The sequence below is a fragment of the Corynebacterium sp. genome (genome assembly GCF_022712195.1).
Lineage (GTDB): Bacteria > Actinomycetota > Actinomycetes > Mycobacteriales > Mycobacteriaceae > Corynebacterium.
In genome coordinates, this window is the sequence record NZ_JALAGY010000088.1 from 1 (window position 1) to 21453 (window position 21453).

At 70.0% G+C, this 21453-nt stretch carries 19 protein-coding genes; 5 read left to right on the forward strand and 14 right to left on the reverse strand.

From position 1 onward, the window contains the following. Positions 1 to 26 precede the first annotated feature (26 nt). On the reverse strand, positions 27 to 1454 hold the full coding sequence (locus Q0A34_RS12400; protein WP_291480308.1) for an NAD(P)/FAD-dependent oxidoreductase: 1428 nt from the start codon (positions 1452 to 1454) through the stop codon (positions 27 to 29). A gap of 328 nt (positions 1455 to 1782) precedes the next feature. Between Q0A34_RS12400 and Q0A34_RS12405 the strand changes: the two genes are divergently transcribed. Beyond that, a complete protein-coding gene (locus tag Q0A34_RS12405) occupies positions 1783 to 3105 on the forward strand; it encodes a class I SAM-dependent methyltransferase (RefSeq protein WP_291480309.1) in 1323 nt (440 codons plus the stop codon). A gap of 9 nt (positions 3106 to 3114) precedes the next feature. On the opposite strand, the gene Q0A34_RS12410 is transcribed toward Q0A34_RS12405, so the two are convergent. Then, positions 3115 to 4500 carry an MFS transporter gene (locus Q0A34_RS12410; RefSeq protein ID WP_291480310.1) on the reverse strand — a complete coding sequence of 462 codons (1386 nt, stop codon included), beginning with the start codon at positions 4498 to 4500 and terminating at the stop codon, positions 3115 to 3117. 150 nt (positions 4501 to 4650) lie between these two features. Here Q0A34_RS12410 and Q0A34_RS12415 point away from each other — a divergent pair, with 150 nt between their 5' ends. Continuing rightward, positions 4651 to 6372: an FAD-binding dehydrogenase gene (locus Q0A34_RS12415; RefSeq protein WP_291480311.1), complete on the forward strand. Its 1722-nt coding sequence runs from the start codon at positions 4651 to 4653 to the stop codon at positions 6370 to 6372. Here the strand turns inward: Q0A34_RS12415 and Q0A34_RS12420 are convergent. The 6 genes from Q0A34_RS12420 to Q0A34_RS12445 all read right to left on the reverse strand — a co-directional run bounded on the left by Q0A34_RS12420 (position 6369) and on the right by Q0A34_RS12445 (position 12081). After that, positions 6369 to 6887: a phosphoribosyltransferase family protein gene (locus Q0A34_RS12420; protein ID WP_291480312.1), complete on the reverse strand. Its 519-nt coding sequence runs from the start codon at positions 6885 to 6887 to the stop codon at positions 6369 to 6371. The two genes, Q0A34_RS12415 and Q0A34_RS12420, sit on opposite strands and share 4 nt — an antisense overlap. Positions 6888 to 6928: 41 nt before the next feature. Next, positions 6929 to 8794 carry a BCCT family transporter gene (locus Q0A34_RS12425; RefSeq protein WP_291480326.1) on the reverse strand — a complete coding sequence of 622 codons (1866 nt, stop codon included), beginning with the start codon at positions 8792 to 8794 and terminating at the stop codon, positions 6929 to 6931. Positions 8795 to 9045: 251 nt separating this feature from the next. Continuing rightward, positions 9046 to 10104 carry an FUSC family protein gene (locus Q0A34_RS12430; protein WP_291480313.1) on the reverse strand — a complete coding sequence of 353 codons (1059 nt, stop codon included), beginning with the start codon at positions 10102 to 10104 and terminating at the stop codon, positions 9046 to 9048. Next, positions 10101 to 10904, reverse strand: coding sequence for a hydroxymethylpyrimidine/phosphomethylpyrimidine kinase (locus Q0A34_RS12435; RefSeq protein ID WP_291480314.1), 804 nt, complete (start codon positions 10902 to 10904; stop codon positions 10101 to 10103). Before Q0A34_RS12435 ends, Q0A34_RS12430 begins: the two co-directional genes overlap by 4 nt. Positions 10905 to 10939: 35 nt before the next feature. Next, on the reverse strand, positions 10940 to 11584 hold the full coding sequence (locus Q0A34_RS12440) for a DJ-1/PfpI family protein (RefSeq protein ID WP_291480315.1): 645 nt from the start codon (positions 11582 to 11584) through the stop codon (positions 10940 to 10942). A 29-nt stretch (positions 11585 to 11613) separates the two neighbouring features. Beyond that, positions 11614 to 12081: a nuclear transport factor 2 family protein gene (locus tag Q0A34_RS12445; RefSeq protein WP_291480316.1), complete on the reverse strand. Its 468-nt coding sequence runs from the start codon at positions 12079 to 12081 to the stop codon at positions 11614 to 11616. Between the two features lie 53 nt (positions 12082 to 12134). Here Q0A34_RS12445 and Q0A34_RS12450 point away from each other — a divergent pair, with 53 nt between their 5' ends. Then, positions 12135 to 13136 carry a helix-turn-helix domain-containing protein gene (locus Q0A34_RS12450; protein ID WP_291480317.1) on the forward strand — a complete coding sequence of 334 codons (1002 nt, stop codon included), beginning with the start codon at positions 12135 to 12137 and terminating at the stop codon, positions 13134 to 13136. Here Q0A34_RS12450 and Q0A34_RS12455 read toward each other — a convergent pair. Continuing rightward, on the reverse strand, positions 13106 to 14365 hold the full coding sequence (locus tag Q0A34_RS12455) for a pyridoxal phosphate-dependent aminotransferase (RefSeq protein ID WP_291480318.1): 1260 nt from the start codon (positions 14363 to 14365) through the stop codon (positions 13106 to 13108). The two genes, Q0A34_RS12450 and Q0A34_RS12455, sit on opposite strands and share 31 nt — an antisense overlap. Positions 14366 to 14446: 81 nt before the next feature. Between Q0A34_RS12455 and Q0A34_RS12460 the strand changes: the two genes are divergently transcribed. Then, the gene (locus Q0A34_RS12460) at positions 14447 to 15871 is read left to right on the forward strand and encodes a PLP-dependent aminotransferase family protein (protein WP_291480319.1); all 1425 of its coding nucleotides are present in this window, start codon (positions 14447 to 14449) and stop codon (positions 15869 to 15871) included. On the opposite strand, the gene Q0A34_RS12465 is transcribed toward Q0A34_RS12460, so the two are convergent. The 5 genes from Q0A34_RS12465 to Q0A34_RS12485 all read right to left on the reverse strand — a co-directional run bounded on the left by Q0A34_RS12465 (position 15834) and on the right by Q0A34_RS12485 (position 20310). After that, a complete protein-coding gene (locus tag Q0A34_RS12465; RefSeq protein WP_291480320.1) occupies positions 15834 to 16679 on the reverse strand; it encodes a Cof-type HAD-IIB family hydrolase in 846 nt (281 codons plus the stop codon). The two genes, Q0A34_RS12460 and Q0A34_RS12465, sit on opposite strands and share 38 nt — an antisense overlap. Further along, positions 16679 to 17173 (reverse strand): META domain-containing protein, encoded by a 495-nt coding sequence (locus Q0A34_RS12470; protein WP_291480321.1) that lies wholly within the window; start codon positions 17171 to 17173, stop codon positions 16679 to 16681. Before Q0A34_RS12470 ends, Q0A34_RS12465 begins: the two co-directional genes overlap by 1 nt. Beyond that, positions 17173 to 17577 carry an META domain-containing protein gene (locus Q0A34_RS12475; protein ID WP_291480322.1) on the reverse strand — a complete coding sequence of 135 codons (405 nt, stop codon included), beginning with the start codon at positions 17575 to 17577 and terminating at the stop codon, positions 17173 to 17175. Before Q0A34_RS12475 ends, Q0A34_RS12470 begins: the two co-directional genes overlap by 1 nt. A gap of 75 nt (positions 17578 to 17652) precedes the next feature. Then, a complete protein-coding gene (locus Q0A34_RS12480; RefSeq protein WP_291480323.1) occupies positions 17653 to 19455 on the reverse strand; it encodes a penicillin-binding transpeptidase domain-containing protein in 1803 nt (600 codons plus the stop codon). A gap of 84 nt (positions 19456 to 19539) precedes the next feature. Next, positions 19540 to 20310: a GAP family protein gene (locus Q0A34_RS12485; RefSeq protein ID WP_291480324.1), complete on the reverse strand. Its 771-nt coding sequence runs from the start codon at positions 20308 to 20310 to the stop codon at positions 19540 to 19542. Positions 20311 to 20398: 88 nt separating this feature from the next. On the opposite strand from Q0A34_RS12485, the gene Q0A34_RS12490 reads away from it, so the two are divergent. Further along, positions 20399 to 21453 (forward strand): histidine kinase (locus Q0A34_RS12490; protein WP_291480325.1); only part of this gene is annotated, 1055 nt, incomplete at its 3' end.

A 21453-nucleotide genomic window follows, 5' to 3' on the forward strand; every position in this document is an offset into this window, starting at 1 on the left:
CCCCCACGTCGGGGGAGAGGGTGCGGCTAGTCGGAAACGGCGCGGGTGTCGCGGCCCTCGCCGAACTTCAGGTTGTCGCGGACCTCGATGGACCGGATGTCCTGTTCGTCCTCGAGGATGCGCAGCTTACGAAGCGCATTGCGGGAGTGGAGCTGCTGACGGGTGGCCACCAGGTGCCACCGGTTCGGCGACAGGGTGTTCAGACCCCAGCTGTAGGCGGCGACGAAGCGGTTGCGGAAGCCGACCATGAACATCAGGTGCACGGCGAGCCACATGAACCAGCCGACTGGACCGGAGATCTCCGACTTGCCCAGCTTCACCACGGCGTTGAACCGGGAGACGATGGCCATGGTGCCCTTGTCGAAGTACTTGAAGTCGGGACGCTCGGTGCTGCCCTCCTCGACCTCGGCACGGATGACGGAGGCCGCGTGCTCGCCACCCTGGATGGCGACCTGCGCCAGGCCCGGCAGCTTGTCCAGGCTCATCATGTCGCCGACGACGAAGATCTCCTTGTGGTCACCCACCGAGAGGTCGTTGTTCACCGGGACCCGCCCGGCGCGGTCGGCCTCGACACCGTCGATCTGGTCGGCGATGTGCTTGCCCAGCGGGCTCGCGGCGACACCGGCGGACCAGATCTTGCAGTAGGCGGCGACGGTGGTCTCTTCGTCGGTCTTCATGTTCTTCCAGGTCACCCCGTCGCGGTCGACGTTGGTCACCAGCGAGTCGGTGACGACCTCGACGCCGAGCTTCTCCAGGGTCTTCTGCGCCTTACGGCCGAGCTTCTTGCCGAAGGGGGGCAGGACCTGCGGGCCGCCGTCGACGAGGAGGATACGGGTCTGCTCGGTGTCGGTGCGGCGGAACTCGTTGCGCAGGGTGCGGTGGGCCATCTCCGCCAACTGGCCGGCGAGCTCCACGCCGGTGGGGCCGGCACCGACGATGACGAACGTCAGCTGGCGGGCCTTCTCGGCGGGGTCGTCGGTGATCTCGGCGCGCTCGAAGGCACCGGTGATGCGGGCGCGGAGTTCGAGGGCGTCGTCGATGCTCTTCATGCCGGGGGCGAACTCGGCGAAGTGGTCGTTGCCGAAGTAGGACTGGCCGGCGCCGGCGGCGACGATGAGGGAGTCGTACTGCAGGACGACGTCCTTGCCGCCCAGGTCGGCGGTGATGACCTTGTCGTCGACGTTGACCTCGCGCACTTCGGCCTTGATGACCCGGGCGTTGCGCTGCTTGCGCAGGATCTGACGGATTGTCGGGGCGATCTCGCCCGAGGACAGCACACCGGTGGCCACCTGGTACAGCAACGGCTGGAAGAGGTGGTGGTTGGTGCGGTCGATGATCGTGACGTCGACGTCGGCGCCGGCGAACTTCCTGGCGGCGAACAGCCCACCGAAGCCTGCGCCGATGATGACGACGTGGTGACGGCCGGACGGCCGGAAGGGGGTGGTGGTTGTCATATCAGCGAAACTCCTCGTTCTGCGGTGACCGCGACGCGCTCGTCGGTGTGGGCGCCGGTGGTCATCACGTGTTCTCTCTGCGTTGTGTCTTTAGCACTGCTGCGTGTTCTACAGGGGGTCGGTGGACGCCGGTGTAGTGTCGTCAGCCGACGGACCTCCCGGTCGCGTCGGACCTGAGTGCCCATACTAGTGCCTGTCGGCGATGTACTCATCACGCGGGCAGGATGCGGTCAACTCTCGACGGGCCCCTTTCTGTTTCGGGTGCAACCGGGGGTGGGTGTTAGTTTTTCTCGGAAATGTACGGTACCAGCTGAGGACGGAGGCAGAGGTGGCACCACCTGTCGACGACGGCCGTCGCCGTCGCGACCCGCGGGACAGTCGGGAGACCTACGTCGACCCGGAGCGCTGGCCGGGGGTGGCACGTCAGCCGGAGGCCCCGTTTCTCGGACGCCGGGCCGTCAGTCTGCAGCAACGCCTGGAGGACCTGACCCAGGAGCACGGTGTGGCGTTGACGGCGGGCGCTGTACCGCGGTTCGTCGTGGACGACGGGCTGGTCCTGGACCGTGTGGTGGACTCGGGGTGGCTGGGCCTGGCCGAGGGGTACATGGCGGGGGAGTGGACCGCCGAGCCGTTGCCGGAGGTCCTGGGGGTGCTGCTGATCCAGCCGCTGGAGGGCGGGTTCGGGCGCACGTTGTCGCGTCGTCGGCGGCGGGTGTCCGGGCACGTCCGTGCGGGGGACCTGCCGGACACGCTGGTGGACATCTACGCCGGCCGCTACCGTGCCACCGGCTCCGCCCTGTTCGCCTCGGGGACCAGGACGTCCGAGGTGGAGAACCCGGACCAGGCCGGACACCGGCCGCCCGTGACCGTCCGGTACTTCGACGCCCCCACCGACCCCGCCCTGGTCGACCGGGCGGACCTCGACTCGGCCCAGCGCCACCGGATCAACGCCATGCTGGACGAGGCGCAGGTCGGCCCGGGGCACCGGGTGCTGGAACTCCCCTCGTCGGGAGGGGCGCTGCCGGTGTTGGCGGCGCAGCGTGGCGCCCACGTGGACGTGTTGACCTCCGACGTCGAGCACGCGGAGAGGGTGCGCGCCTACGCCCACGACGCCGGCGTGGGCGGCGCGGTGAGGGTGCAGACCATCCGCGGGCCGGTGCCGTCCCCCCGGCAGTGGTCCGGCACCTACGACGCGGTCTTCAGCGTGGAACGCATGGAGACCCTGGGGGACGACGGGACGATCCACTTCCTCCGGTCGGTGGAGCGCATGCTGGCGGACGACGGGATCGCAGTGGTCCAGTCGGTGGTGCGGGTGCCGGACTCCGGGCTCCCGGAGGAGACCGTCGGCGACAGCCTGGACGTGATGCGCGCCTACGTGTGGCCGGCGGTGGAGTACCCCACCGACGAGCACGTGCTGACGCAGGCGAACCGGGCCGGTCTGCGGCTCACCGCACGCAACCGCATGGGGTCGCACTACGCGACGACGTTGGCCCTGTGGCGTTCGGCGTTCAATGCGCGGGAGCGTGCCGCTGCGGCGGCCGGTTTCGACGCGGTCTACCGGCGGCTGTGGGACTACCAGCTCGCCCTGCACGAGGCGCTGGCCCGCGCCGGGGCCCTGGACTGCGAGCAGTTCGTGTTCCGGCGCTTCTGAGGTTCGCCGCTACACGGTGTAGAGGTCGGCGTCCCTGGTCTCCGGCATGAGACGGATGGCGATCAGGCTGATCAGGACGACCACGCCCAGGTAGACGCCCACGGCCCACGGCCCGTGTGAGGTCGCCAGGGCCACGGCGATGAACGGGGCGACCGCGGCACCGAGGATGGACGCCAGGTTGTAGGCGATCCCGGAGCCGGTGTAACGGACGTTGGTGGGGAACATCTCGGGCAGGACGGCGGACATGGAGCCGAATATCAGGCCCATCAGGAACATTCCGATGCCCAGGAAGACCCCGGCCTTGAGCTCACCGGACGTCGCCGGGTCGAGGAAGGCCTGGAAGGCGCAGCTGTAGGCCAGGACCAGCACGGAGACCGCGGTGAGGTAGCGGCGTCGTCCCACGGTGTCGGAGAGGTGGCCGGCCAGGGGGACGCCGACGACGAAGAACAGGACCGTGACCAGCTGGATGACGAGGAAGTGGTTGTAGGGGATGCCCAGGCCTTCACCGGCCTCGCGGTCGCCGATGCCGAAGGACAGGAACCAGGTGGTCACCAGGTAGAACAGCGTGTAGGTGGACACCATGACGAAGGTGCCGAGCAGGACGGGGCGCCAGGCGGTGCGGAACACCTCGACGGTGGGGACCTTGACGTCCTCGCCCTTGTCGAGGGTGTCCTGGAACACGGGGGTCTCCTCCAGCTTGAAGCGCACGTAGAGTCCGACGACGACCATCACCGCGGACAGCAGGAACGGCACCCGCCAGCCCCACGTCATGAACGCCCCGCCAGGTTCGCCGTGGGTGTGGTCCAGGGCGAGGACGAGGATGAGGAACAGGCCGTTGGCCAGGATGAACCCGAACGGCGCCCCGAGTTGGGGCCACATGGCGGCGCGGGCGCGCTTGCCGTCCTCGGCGTTCTCGGTGGCCAGTAGGGCGGCGCCGGACCATTCCCCGCCCAGTCCGAGGCCCTGGCAGAAGCGCATCAGCGCGAGGAGGGCGGGGGCCCACAGTCCGATCTGCTCGTAGGTGGGGAGCAGGCCGATGATGAACGTGGCGATTCCCATGGTCAGCAGGGCGCCGATCAGTGTCGCCTTGCGTCCGATGCGGTCACCGAAGTGTCCGAAGAGCACCGAGCCCACGGGGCGGGCGACGAAGGCGAGTCCGAAGGTGGCCAGCGACGCCAGGAGCCCGACGGTGGAGTTCTCGTTCTCCGGGAAGAACAGGTGGGGGAAGACGATGATCGCCGCGGTGGCGTAGGCGTAGAAGTCGTAGAACTCGATCGTCGTCCCGATGGTCGAGGCGATGATGACGCGGCTCTTCTTGTTGCCGGTGGCCTGGCCGGACGGTGGCGACGACGGTGGATCGGAGTAGTCGGAGTGGTCGGTGAGGGAGGTGGTCATGGAGCGGCTGTGCTTCTCTCTTGGGGGACGTGTCGTGTGTCAAGGACGCTCAGCGAAACTACTCTTCCCACACAGCGAACGCAAACGTCCGATGGGTGGGATACGTCGGTCTGTCGCCGCGACGGCACGCAGCACCTAGACTGCTTTTGTATGGGAGAGAAGCCAGCAGACACAGAGACACCCGTGATCATCGTCGGCGCCGGCCTCGCCGGCCTCGTCGCGGCCCACGAGGCGCAGAAGGCAGGACGGCAGGTGCTGATCCTCGACCAGGAGAACCGCGCCAACCTCGGCGGGCAGGCCTACTGGTCGCTCGGTGGGCTGTTCTACGTCGGCAGCCCGGAACAGAGACTCATGGGGATCAGGGACTCCGAGGAACTCGCCTGGCGCGACTGGCGCAACTCCGCGGACTATGACGACGGGGACGACGGGGACGACGGGGACGCCGGGCACGACCACTGGCCGCGGAAGTGGGGACGTGAGTACGTCCGGTTCGCGGCGACGGAGAAACGCGGCTACCTGCGTTCCCTGGGACTCAACGTGCTGCCGACCGTCGGCTGGGCTGAACGCGGCAGCGGCGACGCCTCCGGCCACGGAAACTCGGTGCCGCGGTTCCACCTCACCTGGGGTACCGGCCCCGAGGTGGTGCGGGTCTTCCGTGAGCCGCTGCTGGAGGCGGAGAAGCGGGGGACGGTCCGTTTCGCCTTCCGGCACCGGGTCGACGAACTCATCGTGGAGGACGGTGCGGTGACCGGCGTGCGGGGAAGCGTGCTGGTCCCGTGTGACGATCTCGGGCGAGGTGTCGCCTCGCCCCGCGAGGTGGTGGACACCTTCGAGTTCAGGGGAGCGGCCGTGGTGGTCTCCTCGGGCGGGATCGGGGGAGACCTGGACCTGGTGCGACGGTCGTGGCCGACCGAGCGTTGGGGGGAGTGCCCCGACGACATGGTGGCGGGGGTGCCTGCACACGTCGACGGCCGGATGATCGGCATCTCGACCCGGGCCGGCGCGTCCACGGTGAACACCGACCGGATGTGGCACTACACCGAGGGTATGGCGAACTGGGACCCGGTGTGGCCCGCCCACGGTATCCGCATCATCCCCGGACCCAGCACACTGTGGTTCGACGCGGAGGGGCGGCGACTGCCCACCAACATCTTCCCCGGCTCCGACAACCTCGCCGCTCTGGAGCACATCGGCCGCACCGGACACGGGTACAGCTGGTTCGTGCTGGACAAGACCATCGCGGACAAGGAGTTCATCTTCTCCGGGTCGGAGCAGAACCCGGACCTCACCGACAAGTCATTGCGCAAGCTCGCCGGCAAGATCGGGCCGGGGACCCATGTCGCGGTGCGAAACTTCATGGAGCACGGGGAGGACTGGGTCATCGCCGATGACGTGGAGACCCTGGTGGACGGCATGAACGCCCTCACCGGTGACGACGCGCCGGTGATCGACGCCGGGGCGCTCCGCGCGCAGATCGAGGACCGTGACAGCCAACTCGACAACAGGTTCTCCAAGGACGCCCAGGTCAACTACCTCGGCACGGCGCGCAGGTTCCTCGGCGACAAGATCGTGCGGGCGGCCAGACCGCACAGGATCCTCGACCCCGCCCACGGCCCGTTGATCGCCGTGCGGCTGCGGATCGTGACCCGCAAGACCCTCGGCGGCATCGAGACGGACCTGTCGGGACGCTGCCTGAGGTCCGACGGGACCGTGCTGCCCGGACTCTTCGCCGCCGGTGAGGCGGCAGGTTTCGGCGGTGGGGGCATGCACGGCAAGAACGCCCTGGAGGGGACGTTCCTCGGCGGGTGCATCCACAGCGGGAAGCGGGTCGGCGAGGCGTTGGGCCGGGGGGAGGAACGCGCCGGGGTCTAGGAGGCGTCTCCTCCGGCCGGGGTGCCGGACGGGGTGATGACCGGGAAGTCCGACCAGGGGAAGTCGATCCACTGGTCCGTCTTCTTCCACACGTAGTCCGGCTTGATGATCGAGCGCGACTTCTCGTAGATCACCGCGGTGCGGGCCTCCGCGACGGTCTCGGCGCAGAACTCCTGGACGAGTTCCAGGGTCTTGCCGGAGTCGGCGACGTCATCGGCGATGAGGACCTTCATCCCGGACAGGTCGACGGCCTCCGGGGTCGGGGGGAGCATCACCGGCTGGTCCAGGGTCTCGCCGACCCCGGTGTAGAACTCCACGTTGATCACCGAGACGTTCTTTATGCCCATGGCGTACCCCAGGGCGCCACCGATCAGGAGGCCGCCCCGGGCGATGGAGAGGATCAGGTCGGGCTTGTAGTCGTCTACGACCGTCTGGGCCAGTTCCTTGATGGCGGTGCCGAAGAGGTCGTAGGTGAGGATCTCGCGGTCAGTGTTCGAGGGGCTCGTGGGGCTCATAACGCCTTATCGTATCGTGTGCCTGCCCCGGGCGTGACAGGCTAGTCCCGGTTTCGTCCACGGGGCTCGGGGCCGCTCCCGGTGCTCCCGGTGTCCTCGTCCCCGATGTCGTCGGCTCGTCCCGACCGGGTCCACCCGTCGGCCCAGGTGCCGGACCCGTAGTCGTAGCCGACGTCGTTGCCGTCCTCGTCGGTCCGCCGGTACCAGTCGGTGACCCGGTTCGCGGTGGAGTCGAAGTGGGCCCCGGCCCCTGCACCACCCTCGGTGCGGGAGACGGAGAGCTCGAAGTCGTCGCCGTGCTCCTGCATGCCCTTGACCACCGCGTTCTGGATCGCGGACCGGGCGTAGTCCCGTCGGATGGCGGCCGGGTCGGTGGAGAGGTCCTTCACGAACGCGACGGCCAGGACGATCAGCACGACGGAGAACGGGATCGCGATGAGGATCGTCAGGTTCTGCAGGCCCGTCAGTGCGGTCTCCCCGCCGGTGAGCAGCATGACCACCGCGATCCCCATCATGCACAGTCCCCAGAAGACGATGACGAGTTTGCGTGGGGAGGGGTTGCCCCGCTCGGACAGCGTGCCCATCACCAGTGACGCGGAGTCGGCCGAGGTGATGAAGAACACCGCGAGGACGAAGACGATGATGAACGGGGTGACCGAGCTCAACGGCAGGTTGTCGAACAGTGCGAACAGCACCTGCTCGGGAGAGGACTCGCCGTCGACTCCCTCCCGTCCGTCCCGGAAGAAGCTGATCGCCGTACCGCCGAAGATCGTGAAGGCGAGGATGAGGATGAACGTCGGTGCCAGTGTGGTCACCAGGGCGAACTCGCGGATCGTGCGTCCGCGGGAGATCCGGGCGATGAACAGGCCGACGAACGGCGTCCACGCGATCCACCAGGCCCAGTAGAACGCCGTCCAGATGGACTGGAACGCCAGGGTGTCCTCACCCCAGGACAGGGAACGGCCCATCATGTCGAGCATGTTGTCGGCGTAGGCCATGATGCCCGAGGGAACGAGGTTGAGCAGGAAGAGCGTCGGCCCGAGGATGAAGGTGAACAACACCAGTCCGAGGGTCAGCGTGATGTTGAGGTTCGACAGGTAGCGGATGCCACGGGCGGCACCGGACACCGCGCTGAGGATGAAGCACAGGGTGAGGACACCGATGATCATGATCAGGACCGTGTTGGTGACCTTGGAGGCGCCTGAGACTATCTGGATGCCCTCGCTAATCTGAAGTGCGGACAGCCCCAGGGTGGCCGCGGTACCGAAGAGGGTGGCGATGATCGCCATCATGTCGACGAGCTTGCCGGCGATCCCGGACGTCTGGCGTTCGCCGAACAGGGAGCGGAACGCCGAGCTGAACAGCGAGACCCGTCCGCGTCGGTAGGAACTGTAGGCTAGGGCGCCGCCGACCATGGCGTAGAGCCCCCAGATCGCCAGGCCCCAGTGGAAGTGCGACTGGGCCAGTCCCCGGTGCAGCGCCTCCGGGGTCTGCGGGTCGGTGGTGTGCGGCGGCGGGTCCATGTAGTAGGTCAGCGGCTCGGAGGGACCGAAGAAGAAGATGCCCACACCCAGCCCGGCGCCGAACATCATGGCGATCCACGCGAAGCGGGAGAACTCGGGCTCCTCGTCGTCGGTACCCAGCTTGATCTGACCGAACCGGGAGAAGGCCAGGTAGAGCATGAGGACCACCGCGGAGACCATCACCAGGTTCAGGAGCCAGCCGAGGTTCTTGATCGCCCAGGCGAACATCGTCGAGGAGACGGCGGACACCGACTCGGGGCTGGCCACACCCCAGCCGATGAAGGACAGGATCAGTGCCGCGGTGAGGAAGAACACCACCTTGTCCAGGCCGAACCGGTTGCGTTGGTCGTCGACGCTGATGCCCGGCACCAGGCCGGGGTGCATGTCGTCCGGGTAGCGTCCGGCTGCGGTGGTGGGAATGTCGGCGGCGTCCGTGGACGTGGGTTCCGGGGATTCCGGCACGGAGTCTTTCCGTTCTCCGCGGGGCGGGGCGTCTCGGCCCGACGGGCGGTCGGGGACGCCGGTGCCCGGCGGGGGGTAGGTGTCAGTTCGACGGGTCATGTTACGGGACGTCCGCCGCAAATGCGCGAACTCCCGACGGGGCCCGACAACTGCAAGGCATTGACCTGCAGGTTCTAGCGGGAACGTCGGGAGGCGGCGACAGAGGCCAGGACCACGGCGATGCCGATGACGGACCCGATCACGGTCTCCGCGACGCGCGCGCCCAGCAGGGTGCCGACCGGCTGCGGGTGGGCCAGGTAGACCATCAGCAGTGCCAGCGGGGTGATGAACACCAGCGCGAGGGAATAGTTGCGCAGGACGAACAGTTCGGCGAGGAACTGCATCACCACGACCCACACGATGATCTGCCACGGTTGGCTGGGGAAGGACAGCAGGAAAGCTGCGACGCCGACGCCGAGGACGGTGCCCACGATCCGGTGCAGTCCGCGTTCCACCTGTTGACGGCGCCGCGGTGCGGACAACGGCACGACCGCGGCGACCTGGGCCCAGTACGGGGAGGCGATGCCGGTGAGCGTGGCCACCGCCCCGCCGAGCAGGGCGGCGGTCCCGTACCGGCTGAACTGCCGGACCCGCTCGCCCGTCGGGAACTCCGGGGGCGGCGGCACCGTGGCGTCCGGGTTGGCTTCACCGGTCCACCCGGACAGGACGCTCAGCAGGATGCACCAGGACGCCGACGCCGCGGCGATCGCGAGCGCGACCCACGGGGAGGCGGTGAGCGGTGCGGAGGCGACGGCGGTGGTCGCGAAGACGGTGAAGACCGCCCCGGCGGGTCTCAGGTCCCGCAACATGATCACCGTCGCTGTCACGGCGGCGACCACGGCACCGGCCAGGACGGTGACGACGGCGTGTGTCGTCTCCGTCCAGTTCACCGCGAGCCGGGCGATCAGTGCCCCGAGTCCCACGCAGGCGGCGAGCATGGAGCCGACGAGGACCTGGTGGCGCACCCTGGTCCGGGTCGGTGTGTAGCGGCCGTAGATCGAGGTGAAGGCGCCGAAGGAGGCGAACAGCGACCATTCGATCCGGTCGGTGAGCAGCAGGACGACCACCGGCACCGCCAACGACACCGCCACCCGCAGCGCCGGCACGAGGTCCGCCCGGGCGGGATCCAGGGTGACCAGGCTGCGGGCGGTGGCCGTCACCGACGCGCGGGAGGGACGAAACGGGTGGCTCAAGCCCCCTGCCAGACGGTGTCGAAGGGCGTGTTCGCGGTGACACGGTGCTCGATGCCGCGGGTGACGAGCTCCTTCGAGCGTTGGACGGCCTCGACGATGTCAGTGCCCTTGGCAAGCTCCGCGGTCAGTGCTGCGGCGATGGTGCAGCCGGCGCCCGAGACCCTCTGCTCGCCGATCTTGGGCGCGGAGAAACGGGTGATGCTCTGGCCGTCCCACAGCACGTCCACGGCCTCGTCGCCGGGCAGCTCGACGCCGCCCTTGGCCAGCACGTAGGGGACGTGCTCGCCGATGCGGCGGGCGGCCTCCTCGAGGTCCCCGACGGTGGTGATGCTCTCCATCCCGGACAGCGTCCGGGACTCGAAGACGTTCGGGGTCACCACGGTGGCCAGCGGCAGGATCTTCTCCCGCAGTGCGTTGTCGGTGTCCAGTGCCGCACCGGGTTCCTGGCCCTTGCAGATCAGCACGGGGTCGACGACGAGGTTGCGCCAGGATCGTTCGGAGAGCTTGCCGGCGACGGTGTCGATGGTCTGCGGCGTGCCGAGCATGCCGACCTTGGCGGTGTCCATCGACTCCACCGGGTGGGTGGCCAGTGCGGCCTCGAACTGTTCGGTGATGATCTGCGGGTCGACCGGGTGGAAGCGGTGGCCCCAGTTGTTCGCGGGGTCGAAGGCGACGATGCAGCTCAGGGCGCCCACGCCGTAGACGCCGAGCTGCTGGAACGTCTTCAGGTCGACCTGGATGCCGGCGCCGCCGGTGGCCTCGGAGCCGGCGATGACGAAAGCGATGGGAGGTGTGTTCATGTACACAATCGTAGGGGCTGGCCCGGGGTTCGGGTTCACTGGTCCCGGTCCCCGGTCGAGGAGACTCCGTGGACGGCGGCGAACGGGTCCCACGACGGGTCCCGGCGCATCTCCAGCTCGATGTCGTCGGCGATTCCGTCTGCGACGGTCGGGCCGGCCAGCGCGGCGACCAGTGCGTGCGCCATGTCCATGCCTGCGGCGACCCCTGAGGACGTCCACACCGGGGTTCCGGCACCGTCGTCGACGACCCAGCGGGCCTGCGGCACCCAGTCCACACTTCTGCCGTGGGAGGTTGCCCAGTCCCACGACTTCTTGTTCGAGGTGGCCCGGCGGCCATCCAGGATCCCGGCGGCGGCGAGCACCGCCGAGCCGGTGCACACCGAGGTGACCACTGCGGCGCCCATGCAGACGGCGGCGATGTCCCCGAGAAAACCCGGGTCGTCGATCAACGCGCGGTTACCGGGACCGCCGGGGACCAGGACGACGTCGACGCCGCCCGACCGGTCGCGTAGGTCGCCGACGCCCACATCCGTCTGCACCCGCGCGCCCTGGGCACTGCGCACGGGGTGGTCCGGGGACACTCCGGCGAGTTCGACCGTCCATCCAGGGACATGGCCGAACAGTTCGACCGGGCCGAAGACGTCCAGCACCTCGAACCCCTCGTAGAGGATGACCGTCACGGTCCTCTCCCGTGCGCGGCCGTCGGGACTCACCATGTCGGTACCACCCCGGCCCCGGGAGTGACACGCAGCTCCGACCGGCTGACCGCGACATCGTTGACGCTGGCCTCACGGCGCGACATCAGCCCGTCCCCGTCGAACTCCCACAGCTCGTTGCCGTAGGACCGCCACCACCGGCCGTCGGTGTCGTGCCACTCGTACTGGAACCGTACGGCGATCCTGTCGTCGTCGAAGGCCCAGAGGTTCTTGCGTAGGCGGTAGTCCAGTTCCCGGGACCATTTCGCGGTGAGGAAGGCGACGACCTTGTCGCGTCCGACGATGTGCTCACCCCGGTTCCGCCATTCGGTGTCGGGGGAGTAGGCGAGCGCCACCCGCTCCGGGTCACGGGTGTTCCACGCGTCCTCGGCCGCCTGCACCTTTCCCAGTGCGGTGTCCCGGGGGAGCGGTGTCGCCGGGGTCTGTGTTGTGCGTGGTGTGCGTGGTGTGTGCGGTGCCATGCGACCGACGCTACGGGGTGGACACCCCGAGCGGTGAGTGGCATAAATGACATGTGTCGAACACTTCACGCCACAGCGGACGCGCCCACCACGTCGTCATCCTGGCCCTTCCCCGGGTGGTGGCCTTCGACCTGTCGACCGCGGCCCAGATCTTCGGCTTCCGCGGGGAGGACGAGTACCGTGCCACCGTGGTGGGCTGCGCTCCCGGGGAGGTGGAGACCTCCACCGGTTTCAGCGTCGGCGGCGTGTCCGGCCCGGAGGTGATCCTCGAGGCGGACACGGTGGTGGTGCCGGGGTTCACCAGCAGCGCAGGTGGGGGTGACGCCGAGGATCCTGCAGTGACCGGTGTCCCCGGTGTCCCCGGTGTCCTGGACCTGCTGGTCCGCGCGTCCCGGCAGGGCACCCGTGTCGTGTCGATCTGCACCGGGGCGTTCGCACTCGCCGCCGCCGGACTGCTGGACGGACGGACGGCGACGACCCACTGGTGCCGGTCCGCGGAGCTGCAGGAGACCTACCCGTCGGTCACCGTCGACCCCGGAGTCCTGTACATCGACCACGGTGACATCGCCACAAGCGCGGGGGTGGCCGCCGGGATCGACCTCTGCCTGCACCTGGTGCGGCGTGACATGGGGGAGGAGGTGGCCGCCCGCATCGCCCGCCGGATGGTGGTCGCCCCACACCGGTCAGGTGGCCAGGCACAGTTCATCGAACGTCCCACCGTGCGCCCGGACGCCGGGATGTCGCCGGTCCTCCAGTGGATGACCGAGCATCTCGCCGAGCCGGTGACGGTGGCGGACTGCGCCCGGCGGGCCGGCATGTCGCTGCGGCACTTCCAGCGCAGGTTCACCGCTGAACTCGGGGAACCGCCGGCCACGTGGCTCATCCGTCAGCGGGTGTCCGAGGCGCGACGTCTCCTGGAGGTCAGCGACCTCACCGTCGAGGCGATCGCCCGTCGGACGGGCTTCGGCACGGCGACGACGATGCGTCGGCACGTGGTCGCCCAGCTCGGGGTCACCCCGACCGCCTACCGCCGGAGTTTCGGACGGTCGTCCTGACGGTAGCCGGCCAGGAAGTTGCCGAGCCGTTCCATCGCGGTGGCCAGCACCTCCTCCTCCGGCAACAGGACGATGCGGACGTGGTCAGGTGTCGGCCAGTTGAAGCCGGTGCCGTGGACCAGCAGAATGTGCTCGCTCTCCAGCAGGTCCAGGACGAACAGCTCGTCGTCGCCGATGGCGTGGACGGCCGGGTCGAGACGGGGGAAGGCGTACAGGGCACCGCGGGGTGTCACACAGCTCACGCCGTCCATGCTGTTCAGGGCACCGTCCACCACGTCGCGCTGGCGGGCGAGCCGGCCACCGGCACCGGTGAGTCCGGCGATGGAGTGGTCCCCTTCACCGGAGAGTGCCGCGACGACGGCATGCTGGCCGGGCACGTTGGGGCACAGCCGCGTCGACGCCATGAGGTCCAGCCCGTGCAGGAAGTCCGAGGCGTGGTCCTTCGGCCCGGTGACCACCGCCCACCCGGCGCGGTAGCCGGCCAGCCGGCTGCTCTTCGACAGCCCGGAGTAGCTCAGTGTCAGCACGTCCGGGGCGACGGCGGCGAGATGGGTGTGGACTGTCCCGTCGTAGGTGATCCCGTCGTAGATCTCGTCGACGAGCAGTGTCAGCGAGTGCCGCCGGGCGATGTCGGCGATGCCCTCGAGGACGTGTCGCGGGTAGACCGCCCCGGTGGGGTTGTTGGGGTTGATGACGACGACGGCGGTGGTGCGGGAGGTGATCCGGGACTCCATGTCGGCGAGGTCCGGGTTCCAGTCGTCGGTCTCGTCGCAGGTGTAGTGCACCGGAGTGCCGCCGGCGAGGGTCACCATCGCCGTCCACAGCGGGTAGTCGGGGGCGGGGATGAGGACCTCGTCGCCGTTGTCGACCAGCGCCTGGCAGGTCATGGTGATCAGCTCGCTCACGCCGTTGCCGAGGTAGACGTCCGACCGTCGCAGTTCCGGGAAGCCCGGGACCGAGGCGTACCGGTCGATGACGGCGTCGAGGGCCTCGGGGATCCCGTGGGAGTCGGAGTACCCGTGGGAGTGCGGCAGGGCCCGGGACATCCCTGCGGTGATCTGCGGGGGAGCCGTGAAACCGAAGGGCTGGGGGTTGCCGATGTTGAGCTTCAGGACCTCCACCCCGGCACGTTCCATCTCCGCGGCGCGGGCGGCGACGGGCCCCCGGATCTCGTAGAGGACGTTGCGGAGCTTGGATGACTGGCGGACGGTTCGCCGTGCGTTCGTCACCTGCTGCCCTCCGTCACGGTGGAGGAGCGGAGGGTCAGTACCGGTGGGCCACTGTTGACAGTAGCGCTACTATTGTTCTTCATGCCCCAGAGTAGCAGTGACCGTCTCGTCGGAGAACTCCGACACTGGATCGAGGGCCGCGCGGGCGGAACCAGACTGCCCTCCACACGGTCACTCGTCCGCGACCACGGCGTCGGCCCCGGCACCGTGCAGGCGGCCTTGCGCACCCTCGCCACCGAGGGCCTCGTCGAGACCAGGCCCGGCGCGGGGACCTTCGTCGCCGACGGGCAGTCCGGACGCCGACTGCACCCCGCCGACTACTCCTGGCAGGCCGGGGCACTGGGCGCCGCCACCGCCGCCGCCCGGGGAGGGGACGACCCGCTGCGGCCCACCCCGGAGGACGCCGTCAGCCTCCACAACGGGTACCCGGACCGGAGCCTGCTGCCGGAGAAACTCGTGCGGCAGGCCCTGGCCCGCGCGGCCCGCGGTGACTCGGCGCTCGCCGCAGCCCCTCGCGCCGGGTTGCCGGGGCTGCGTCGCTGGTTCGCCCACGAAGTCGGGCAGCACACCCCCGCCGGCACCACGCCGGTCGCGGCCGCCGACGTCACCGTCCTGCCCGGGACCCAGTCCGGCCTCGCGGCGATCTTCCGGGCCGTCGCCGACCCGGGCGACCCGCTCGTCATCGAGTCGCCGACCTACTGGGGTGCGATCCTCGCCGCCGGAGAGGCCGGGGTCCGGCTGGTCCCCACGGTGGGTGGGCCCGAGGGGCCCGACCCCGTGGAGCTCGACCGGACCCTCGCCCGGACCGGGGCCCGGGCCTTCTACGCGCAGCCCCGCCACGCCAACCCCACCGGCGTCACCTGGTCACGGCGACGGCGGGACGAGGTCATGGAGGTGCTCGCCCGGCACGGGGCCTTCCTCGTGGAGGACGACTGGGCCCGTGACTTCGCCATGACCGAGCAACCGGAACCCGCACCCCTGGCCGCCCACGACGACGCCGGGCGGGTGATCTACCTTCGCTCGTTGACCAAGAGTGTCTCACCGTCCCTGCGGGTGGGCGCGGTCATCGCCCGCGGCCCGGTGGGCGAGCGGGTCCGGGCGGGTGTCACCGCCTCCGCCATGTATGTCAGCCCACTGCTCCAGGAGGCGGCGCTCGACGTGGTCGGACGTCCGGCCTGGCGGACCCACCTGACCACGCTGCGTGGACAGCTGCGCTCCCGCCGCGACCTGCTGGCAGACGCCGTCCGCACCCACCTGACGGAGGCGGTGCTGACCGGGCTTCCCGGCGGGGGACTGAACCTGTGGGTGCGACTGCCCGACGGTACCGACCTGCACCGCCTCGTCGTCGGGTGTGAACGCGCCGGGGTGACCGTCGCCTCCGGAGACGGGCTGTTCCCGGCGGAACCCACCGGCGCCTTCATCCGGCTGAACTTCGCCGGGCCTGACCCGGGCCGTTTCGACCCGGCCGTCAGGACGATCGCCGAGGTCCTGCCGCACTGCCGGTGACCTGTTCGAGTACCAGGGCGACCCCGTCCTCGTCCGCTGCGGCCGTGACGCCGTCGGCCGCGGCGAGGACGGCCGGTTCCGCGTTGGCCACCGCCATACCGTGACCCGCCCAGCGCAGCATGCCGAGGTCGTTGAGACCGTCTCCGAGCGCCAGCACCTCGCTGCGGTCGACGCCGAGGTGGGAGCACAACCGGGCCAGACCGGAGGCCTTGTCCACCCCGGCCGCCATCACCTCCACGAAGGGCGCGCCGGAGAGCGTGACCTCCACATTCCCGTCACCGCCGAGCAGGTCGGCGACCTCGGCGAACAACACGTCAGCAGGCACGTCGGGATGACGGAACACCAGTTTCCCCGCCGGCGCCCCCACCAGGGTGCCGGTGTCCACCCGTTCCATCGTCGCCGGGTCGCGGCTGTGGTCGACGGTCGCGGCCAACCCGGCGTAACCGTCCTCGGCGAGAAACCGGGCCCCGAGGTCGCGCACCGCGGCGAACCGTACGTCGGGGACACGCCCACGGACGGTGTCCACCACCCGGGACAGGGTGGTGGCGTCGATCTCGACGGAGAACAGCACCTCGGAGTCGCCGAGACGGACCCCGCAGGCCCCGTTGCCGCAGAGGGCCCAACCGGCGAAACGCGTCTGACCGTTGACCGCCCGGACGCCGCGGACGTTGCGGGCGGTCGCGGGGACCACCTGCACGCCCGCCGCGCGGACGGCGTCGAGTGCCCGGACGGTCCGCTCACTCACCGTCCGGTCGCTGCGCAGCAGCGTGTGGTCCAGGTCGGTGGCGATCAGCCGGACCGGCCCCATCAGGGGGCGTCGCCGGGGACGAGGACGCCGAGCTCCTCGCCGTCCTGCCCCAGGACAGCCAGCGTGCCGTCGCGAAGTTCCACGGTGCTGACGCCGAGCAGCCACTGCGACCATCCCTCACCGCAGGCCATCATCGTGGTGGGGAAGGGATCCACCGTGGCACCGGTGCCCTCGACGGAATAGGTGGTGGTGATGCCGTTGCAGGCGTCGCTGCCGGTGACGCCGCCCTCGCCGTCGAAGGTCAGGTAGCCCTTGCCGTGGGGGTCCACCCAGGTCCCGGTGAATCCGGTGGGGTCCTCAGGGGGTGTGTCGGTCACCGTGCCGGCCTCCGTGGTCCGTGCTGTCTCTGTCGTCTCTGTCGTCTCTGTCGACTGTGTTGCCTGTGTTGCCTGTGTCGTCTCTGTGGGGGGCGGTCCGGCGTCGTCCCCGCACGCCGCCAGCCCGACGGCGAGCAGTCCCGCGGCGACGGCGGCGACGGGACGTGTCGCGCGCATCAGAAGTCCGGACGCAGGACGCCGAGGACCGCGCCGTCCTCGCCGTGGACGACGAGGACCGCACCGTAGTGGTGGACCGTGGACATACCCTGCAGCCACGGACTCCAGGCACCCGTGCACGCCATCAGGGTGGAGATGAACGGGTCGACGTCGGCGACATTGCCCTCGACCGTGTAGGACGAGCCGACGCCGTTGCAGCCGTCGGTGCCGGAGATCCGGCCCTGGTCGAAGGTCACCTCAGCCGCGCCTGCCGGGTCGGCGTCCACCCACGTCCCGGTGAAGGGCACGTCCGGAACCGATGAGCCGGGCACGGCCGGTTGCGCCGTGGCCGCGGGGGCACCCGCCAGGCCGACGACCGCGAGGGCCGCGACGGCGCCGGTGAGAACTTTTCGTGTGAGGGTCATGACGTTCCACTCCTTGGAGAGGGTCGGTGTGTCTGGCTCTTACTATCAATCCCATCGCCCGGGACCATCGGGGTGTTAGCCGGGGTGCTGGCCCGTGATCTCCGACAGGGCCCCGTCCCGCAGGAAGTCGCCCGCCAACGTGACGGCGGGTCCGGAAGAGTCCGCCCCCTCGACGAACACGCAGAACGCGAGGTCACCGACAGTGCCGACGAACCAGCCGTGGGCGTCTCCCTCGCCGACCTCCGCCGTGCCCGTCTTCCCGCCGAGTCCGTCGATGTCGCTGAGCGACGAGGCGGTCCCGGAGGTCACCGTCTCGCGCATCATCGACCGCAGGGAGGCGACGACCCCCGGGTCGACAGGCTCCGGGGCCTCGTCCCCGACGTCACTGGTCGTCTCCTCCCCCTGGATCACCGAGGGGCTGACCATCTTCCCGCCGGCGGCGACCGAGGCCTCCATCAGCGCCAGTCCGAAGGGGGAGGCCAGGACCTCGCCCTGCCCGATCGCCGACTCCACCCGTGCGGCCCCGGGTTCGGTGACCGGGACGGAGCCGGTCATGCTCGTCATCCCCGGCGCGTCGAAGTCCACGCCCAGGCCCAGCTGCGCGGCCGTGTCCTTGAGTTCAGAGGGCGCGAGGTCCCGCGAGATCAGCGCCTGGGTGGTGTTGCAGGATTCGGCGAAGGCGGTGTGCATGGGCACCGTGCCCAGGTCGAAGTCGTCGTCGTTGGGGATGACCCGGCCGTCGACCTCGACCTGGGCGGGGCACTCGACCTCCTCGTCGGGGCTGACGGTCCCCCGTGACAGTGCCGCTGCGGTGGTGACGGTCTTGAACGTGGACCCGGGCGGGAACTGCCCGGTCATCGCCGGTGTGCCCTGGCGGTCGGCGGCGGGGTTCTGCGCCGCGGCGACGAGCCCTCCGGTGGACGGGTTGACCGCGACAACGGACGCCGCACGGTCCTCGGAGTCCAGCGCCCGCTGTGCGGCGGCCTGGACGCCCATGTCCATGGTCGTGCGCACCGGCTCGCTGTGTTCGGGCTCCTCCTGTCCGAGGACCTCGCCGTCGAGCCCCTGTTCCGGGTCACCCGTGGTGGTGAGCGTCCACCCGGCGGTGTCGTCGAGGCGCTTCTCCCAGTACTCCCGCAGGTCGCCGTCGACCGGGGAGGTCGTCCCCGTGGGTGCCAGGAGCCGGCCCTCCTCCCTGGACTCCACCCCGTCGATGCCGTTCAGGGCGTCGGTGACCTTCTCCGCGTCCTCCGGCCGCAGGGAGAACAGGGTCACCGCGTCACCGTCGGCGTCGGCGAGCTGCCGCGCGATGTCCCCGGTGTCGAGGTCCCCGATCGCCGGACGTGCCGCCGCCGCGACGGCGGAGGCCTGCCGTGCCGGGTCCGTGCCCTCGGTGGCGCGCGCCGAGAACACGGTGACCGTGGTCCAGGACATCTGGGTGTCGTTCCGGGCGTCGAGCACAGGCAGGTCGTAGGTGCGGTCGTCGGAGTAGGACACCGTCGTCTCCGGGGTCAGGGAGGACGCGAAGATCGCCGGGTCCCAGACCACGGTGTCGTCGTCGGTGGTCGACAGGGACCCCTCGGAGGTGACCTCGTCACCGGACGGGACGGTCCATGTCGCGGTCGTCCTACCGTCGTCGACGTCCAGCTGCACCGACGTCTCGCCGACGGAGGCGTCCATCCCGGTGAGGTAGCTCTCCGCGGCCCCCGGGTCATCGGTCTGTCCGGCGGCGCCGGCCCAGTCACCCTCGTTGACCAGCGAGATGAAACTCTCGGTGGGGGTGTCGCTCCACGGCGCAGAGCACCCGCTGAACAACAGGGTGGTGGACAGGAGCGCTGCGGTGGCCGGCAGACGGTGCCGGCGGGCGGGAGAGTTCATGTCCCCCAGTTCACCGCTCCCGGGGCCGGTATGCAAGGCGCACCGCGAGCCGGGGAGGTGTCGGGAGGGAAACACGAGGGGCGGTCACCGGAGGAACGCCAGTGCCGTCGGCGCGGTGTTCAGGACCACGAGCACCCCGACGACGCCCACCGCCCAGGAGAAGGCGCCCGCGGCGCTCCGGATCCCCCAGTCGTGGGCACGTGCCAGCAGTCCGTCCAGGCGTGCACCACCGAGCATCCGCGCCCCCGTCAGGAGCGCGGCGGGGGCGATCATGACGGCACAGTAGGCGACGAGCAGTGCCGCCGAACGTCCGACTCCGGCGCCGCTGTCGACGATGACCCCGATCGCCGCGAGGTAGGGGACCATCGTGGCGACCTCGGCGAGCCCGGCCAGCAGGGCCAGGCCGGTCAACGCCCGGTAGCTGCCGCCGGCCGCACGGACACGCCGCGACCACCGTCTCGCACCCGCCTCCGGGTCACCGCCGCGCCTGCGCACCGCCTTCGGGTCGATCCGGAACGACCACACCACCAGCAGTGCACCGACGACCGCGTACACCGTCATCGCGGCAGGGGAGGCGAGCGCGTCGCCGAAGTGTTCGAGGAGGGGAAGGGCCCCCGCGGCCAGCGCCACCCCGAGTGCCCAGTAGAACACCCCGATGACCAGGAGGTAGTAGAACGTCGAGGTGGCGGCCTTCACCGCCCCCGCCTGCGCCCCTGCCCGCGCCCCTGCCCCTCCACCGACGACGAGCAGCAGGACGGGGACCACCAGCGTGCCGACGCTCGTCGAGTCGACGAGCGCCAGGACGGCCAGGGACAGGTAACTGAAGGACTCGGGGAGCGAACTCAGGGAACTCATGGGAGACATCCTCACCCATCCCGTCGCCGTACGGTCTCCTCCATCGGTAGGAGATTCCGCGTCCGGTGTGGTTGCTAGCCTTGTGTCCATGGACGACGGACGATTCCCCGGTATCGGCAGGGGAGACGTCCGTGCCGCGGCGGTCTACCTGGTCACCGTGGTCGTACTGTTCCTGTCGGGGGTCACCAACCAGTCCTTTCTCGGCGGTCCGCAGGGGGAGACCCCGTGGCCGTCGGTGGTGTCACTGGTGCTCATGCTGTGCGGGGCCGCCGCCACCGTCTTCCGGACCTCCCGTCCGGCGCTGCTCCTGGCCGTCGTGGTCCCGCTGAGTCTGCTCGAACTCCTCTTCGGCACGCAGGTCAGCGCCTATGTCCTGCTCGTCGAGGGGCTGTGGGCGCCGGTGGCGCGGGGCGGCAGGGCGTCGGCGAGGTGCGCCACGGTGACCGGTGTGGTCGTCGGTGCGGTGACGGCCGTGGCGATGCTGGTGGGCTGGGGCGGGGAGGTCCCGCTCGGTACCGCGCTGGTCTTCGGCGCGATGGTCGTCGTCGCCGTGGTGTTCACACCCCTGGCGTGGGGCTGGGAGGTCAGACACCACAGGCTGGCGCAGGAGGCCGCCGAGGAACTGGCCCGCACCGAACACGCACTCGCCGGGGAGCGTGCCGCCCGAGAGGTGGAGTCGGACCGGCGGCACACCGCCCAGGACCTGCACGACGTGGTGGCGGGCCATCTGAGCGCGGTGGCACTCCACACGAACCTGGCCCGTGACCTGGACGACCCCGCCGCCAGGGCACAGTCCCTCGAGACAGCGCGCGACAGCGCCGAGGCCGCACTCGTCGACCTGCGGTCGGTGATCGAGGTCCTCGCCGCGGACGGTGCAGGTGCCGGACGGCAGGCGTCGATGCCGGCGTCCACGCTGAACTGGGAGGTGCTGCGGCAACGCCTGGGCGACGGTGCCGTCGTCGAGACCGACCCCCTGGTCGACGATCCCGCTGTGGTGCCCGAGGTGGTCCGCTCGGCCCTGCTGCACATCTGCTCCGAGGCGGTCACCAACGCCGTACGCCACGGCTCAGCGCCGCGCTCCCTCCGGGTGGCCGTGCACACCGACCGGGTGGAGGCCCGGTGCGGCAACCGGCTGCCCACCCC

What these genes read in the sequence shown, in the direction of transcription:
- Q0A34_RS12480 (WP_291480323.1), bottom strand. Translation starts at nt 19,455, where the DNA reads ATGAACTCTCCCGCCCGCCGGCACCGTCTGCCGGCCACCGCAGCGCTC.
- Q0A34_RS12420 (WP_291480312.1), bottom strand. Translation starts at nt 6,887, where the DNA reads ATGAGCCCCACGAGCCCCTCGAACACTGACCGCGAGATCCTCACCTAC.
- Q0A34_RS12435 (WP_291480314.1), bottom strand. Translation starts at nt 10,904, where the DNA reads ATGAACACACCTCCCATCGCTTTCGTCATCGCCGGCTCCGAGGCCACC.
- Q0A34_RS12425 (WP_291480326.1), bottom strand. Translation starts at nt 8,794, where the DNA reads ATGCACCCCGGCCTGGTGCCGGGCATCAGCGTCGACGACCAACGCAAC.
- Q0A34_RS12460 (WP_291480319.1), top strand. Translation starts at nt 14,447, where the DNA reads ATGCCCCAGAGTAGCAGTGACCGTCTCGTCGGAGAACTCCGACACTGG.
- Q0A34_RS12470 (WP_291480321.1), bottom strand. Translation starts at nt 17,173, where the DNA reads ATGCGCGCGACACGTCCCGTCGCCGCCGTCGCCGCGGGACTGCTCGCC.
- Q0A34_RS12475 (WP_291480322.1), bottom strand. Translation starts at nt 17,577, where the DNA reads ATGACCCTCACACGAAAAGTTCTCACCGGCGCCGTCGCGGCCCTCGCG.
- Q0A34_RS12465 (WP_291480320.1), bottom strand. Translation starts at nt 16,679, where the DNA reads ATGGGGCCGGTCCGGCTGATCGCCACCGACCTGGACCACACGCTGCTG.
- Q0A34_RS12445 (WP_291480316.1), bottom strand. Translation starts at nt 12,081, where the DNA reads ATGGCACCGCACACACCACGCACACCACGCACAACACAGACCCCGGCG.
- Q0A34_RS12400 (WP_291480308.1), bottom strand. Translation starts at nt 1,454, where the DNA reads ATGACAACCACCACCCCCTTCCGGCCGTCCGGCCGTCACCACGTCGTC.
- Q0A34_RS12485 (WP_291480324.1), bottom strand. Translation starts at nt 20,310, where the DNA reads ATGAGTTCCCTGAGTTCGCTCCCCGAGTCCTTCAGTTACCTGTCCCTG.
- Q0A34_RS12415 (WP_291480311.1), top strand. Translation starts at nt 4,651, where the DNA reads ATGGGAGAGAAGCCAGCAGACACAGAGACACCCGTGATCATCGTCGGC.
- Q0A34_RS12410 (WP_291480310.1), bottom strand. Translation starts at nt 4,500, where the DNA reads ATGACCACCTCCCTCACCGACCACTCCGACTACTCCGATCCACCGTCG.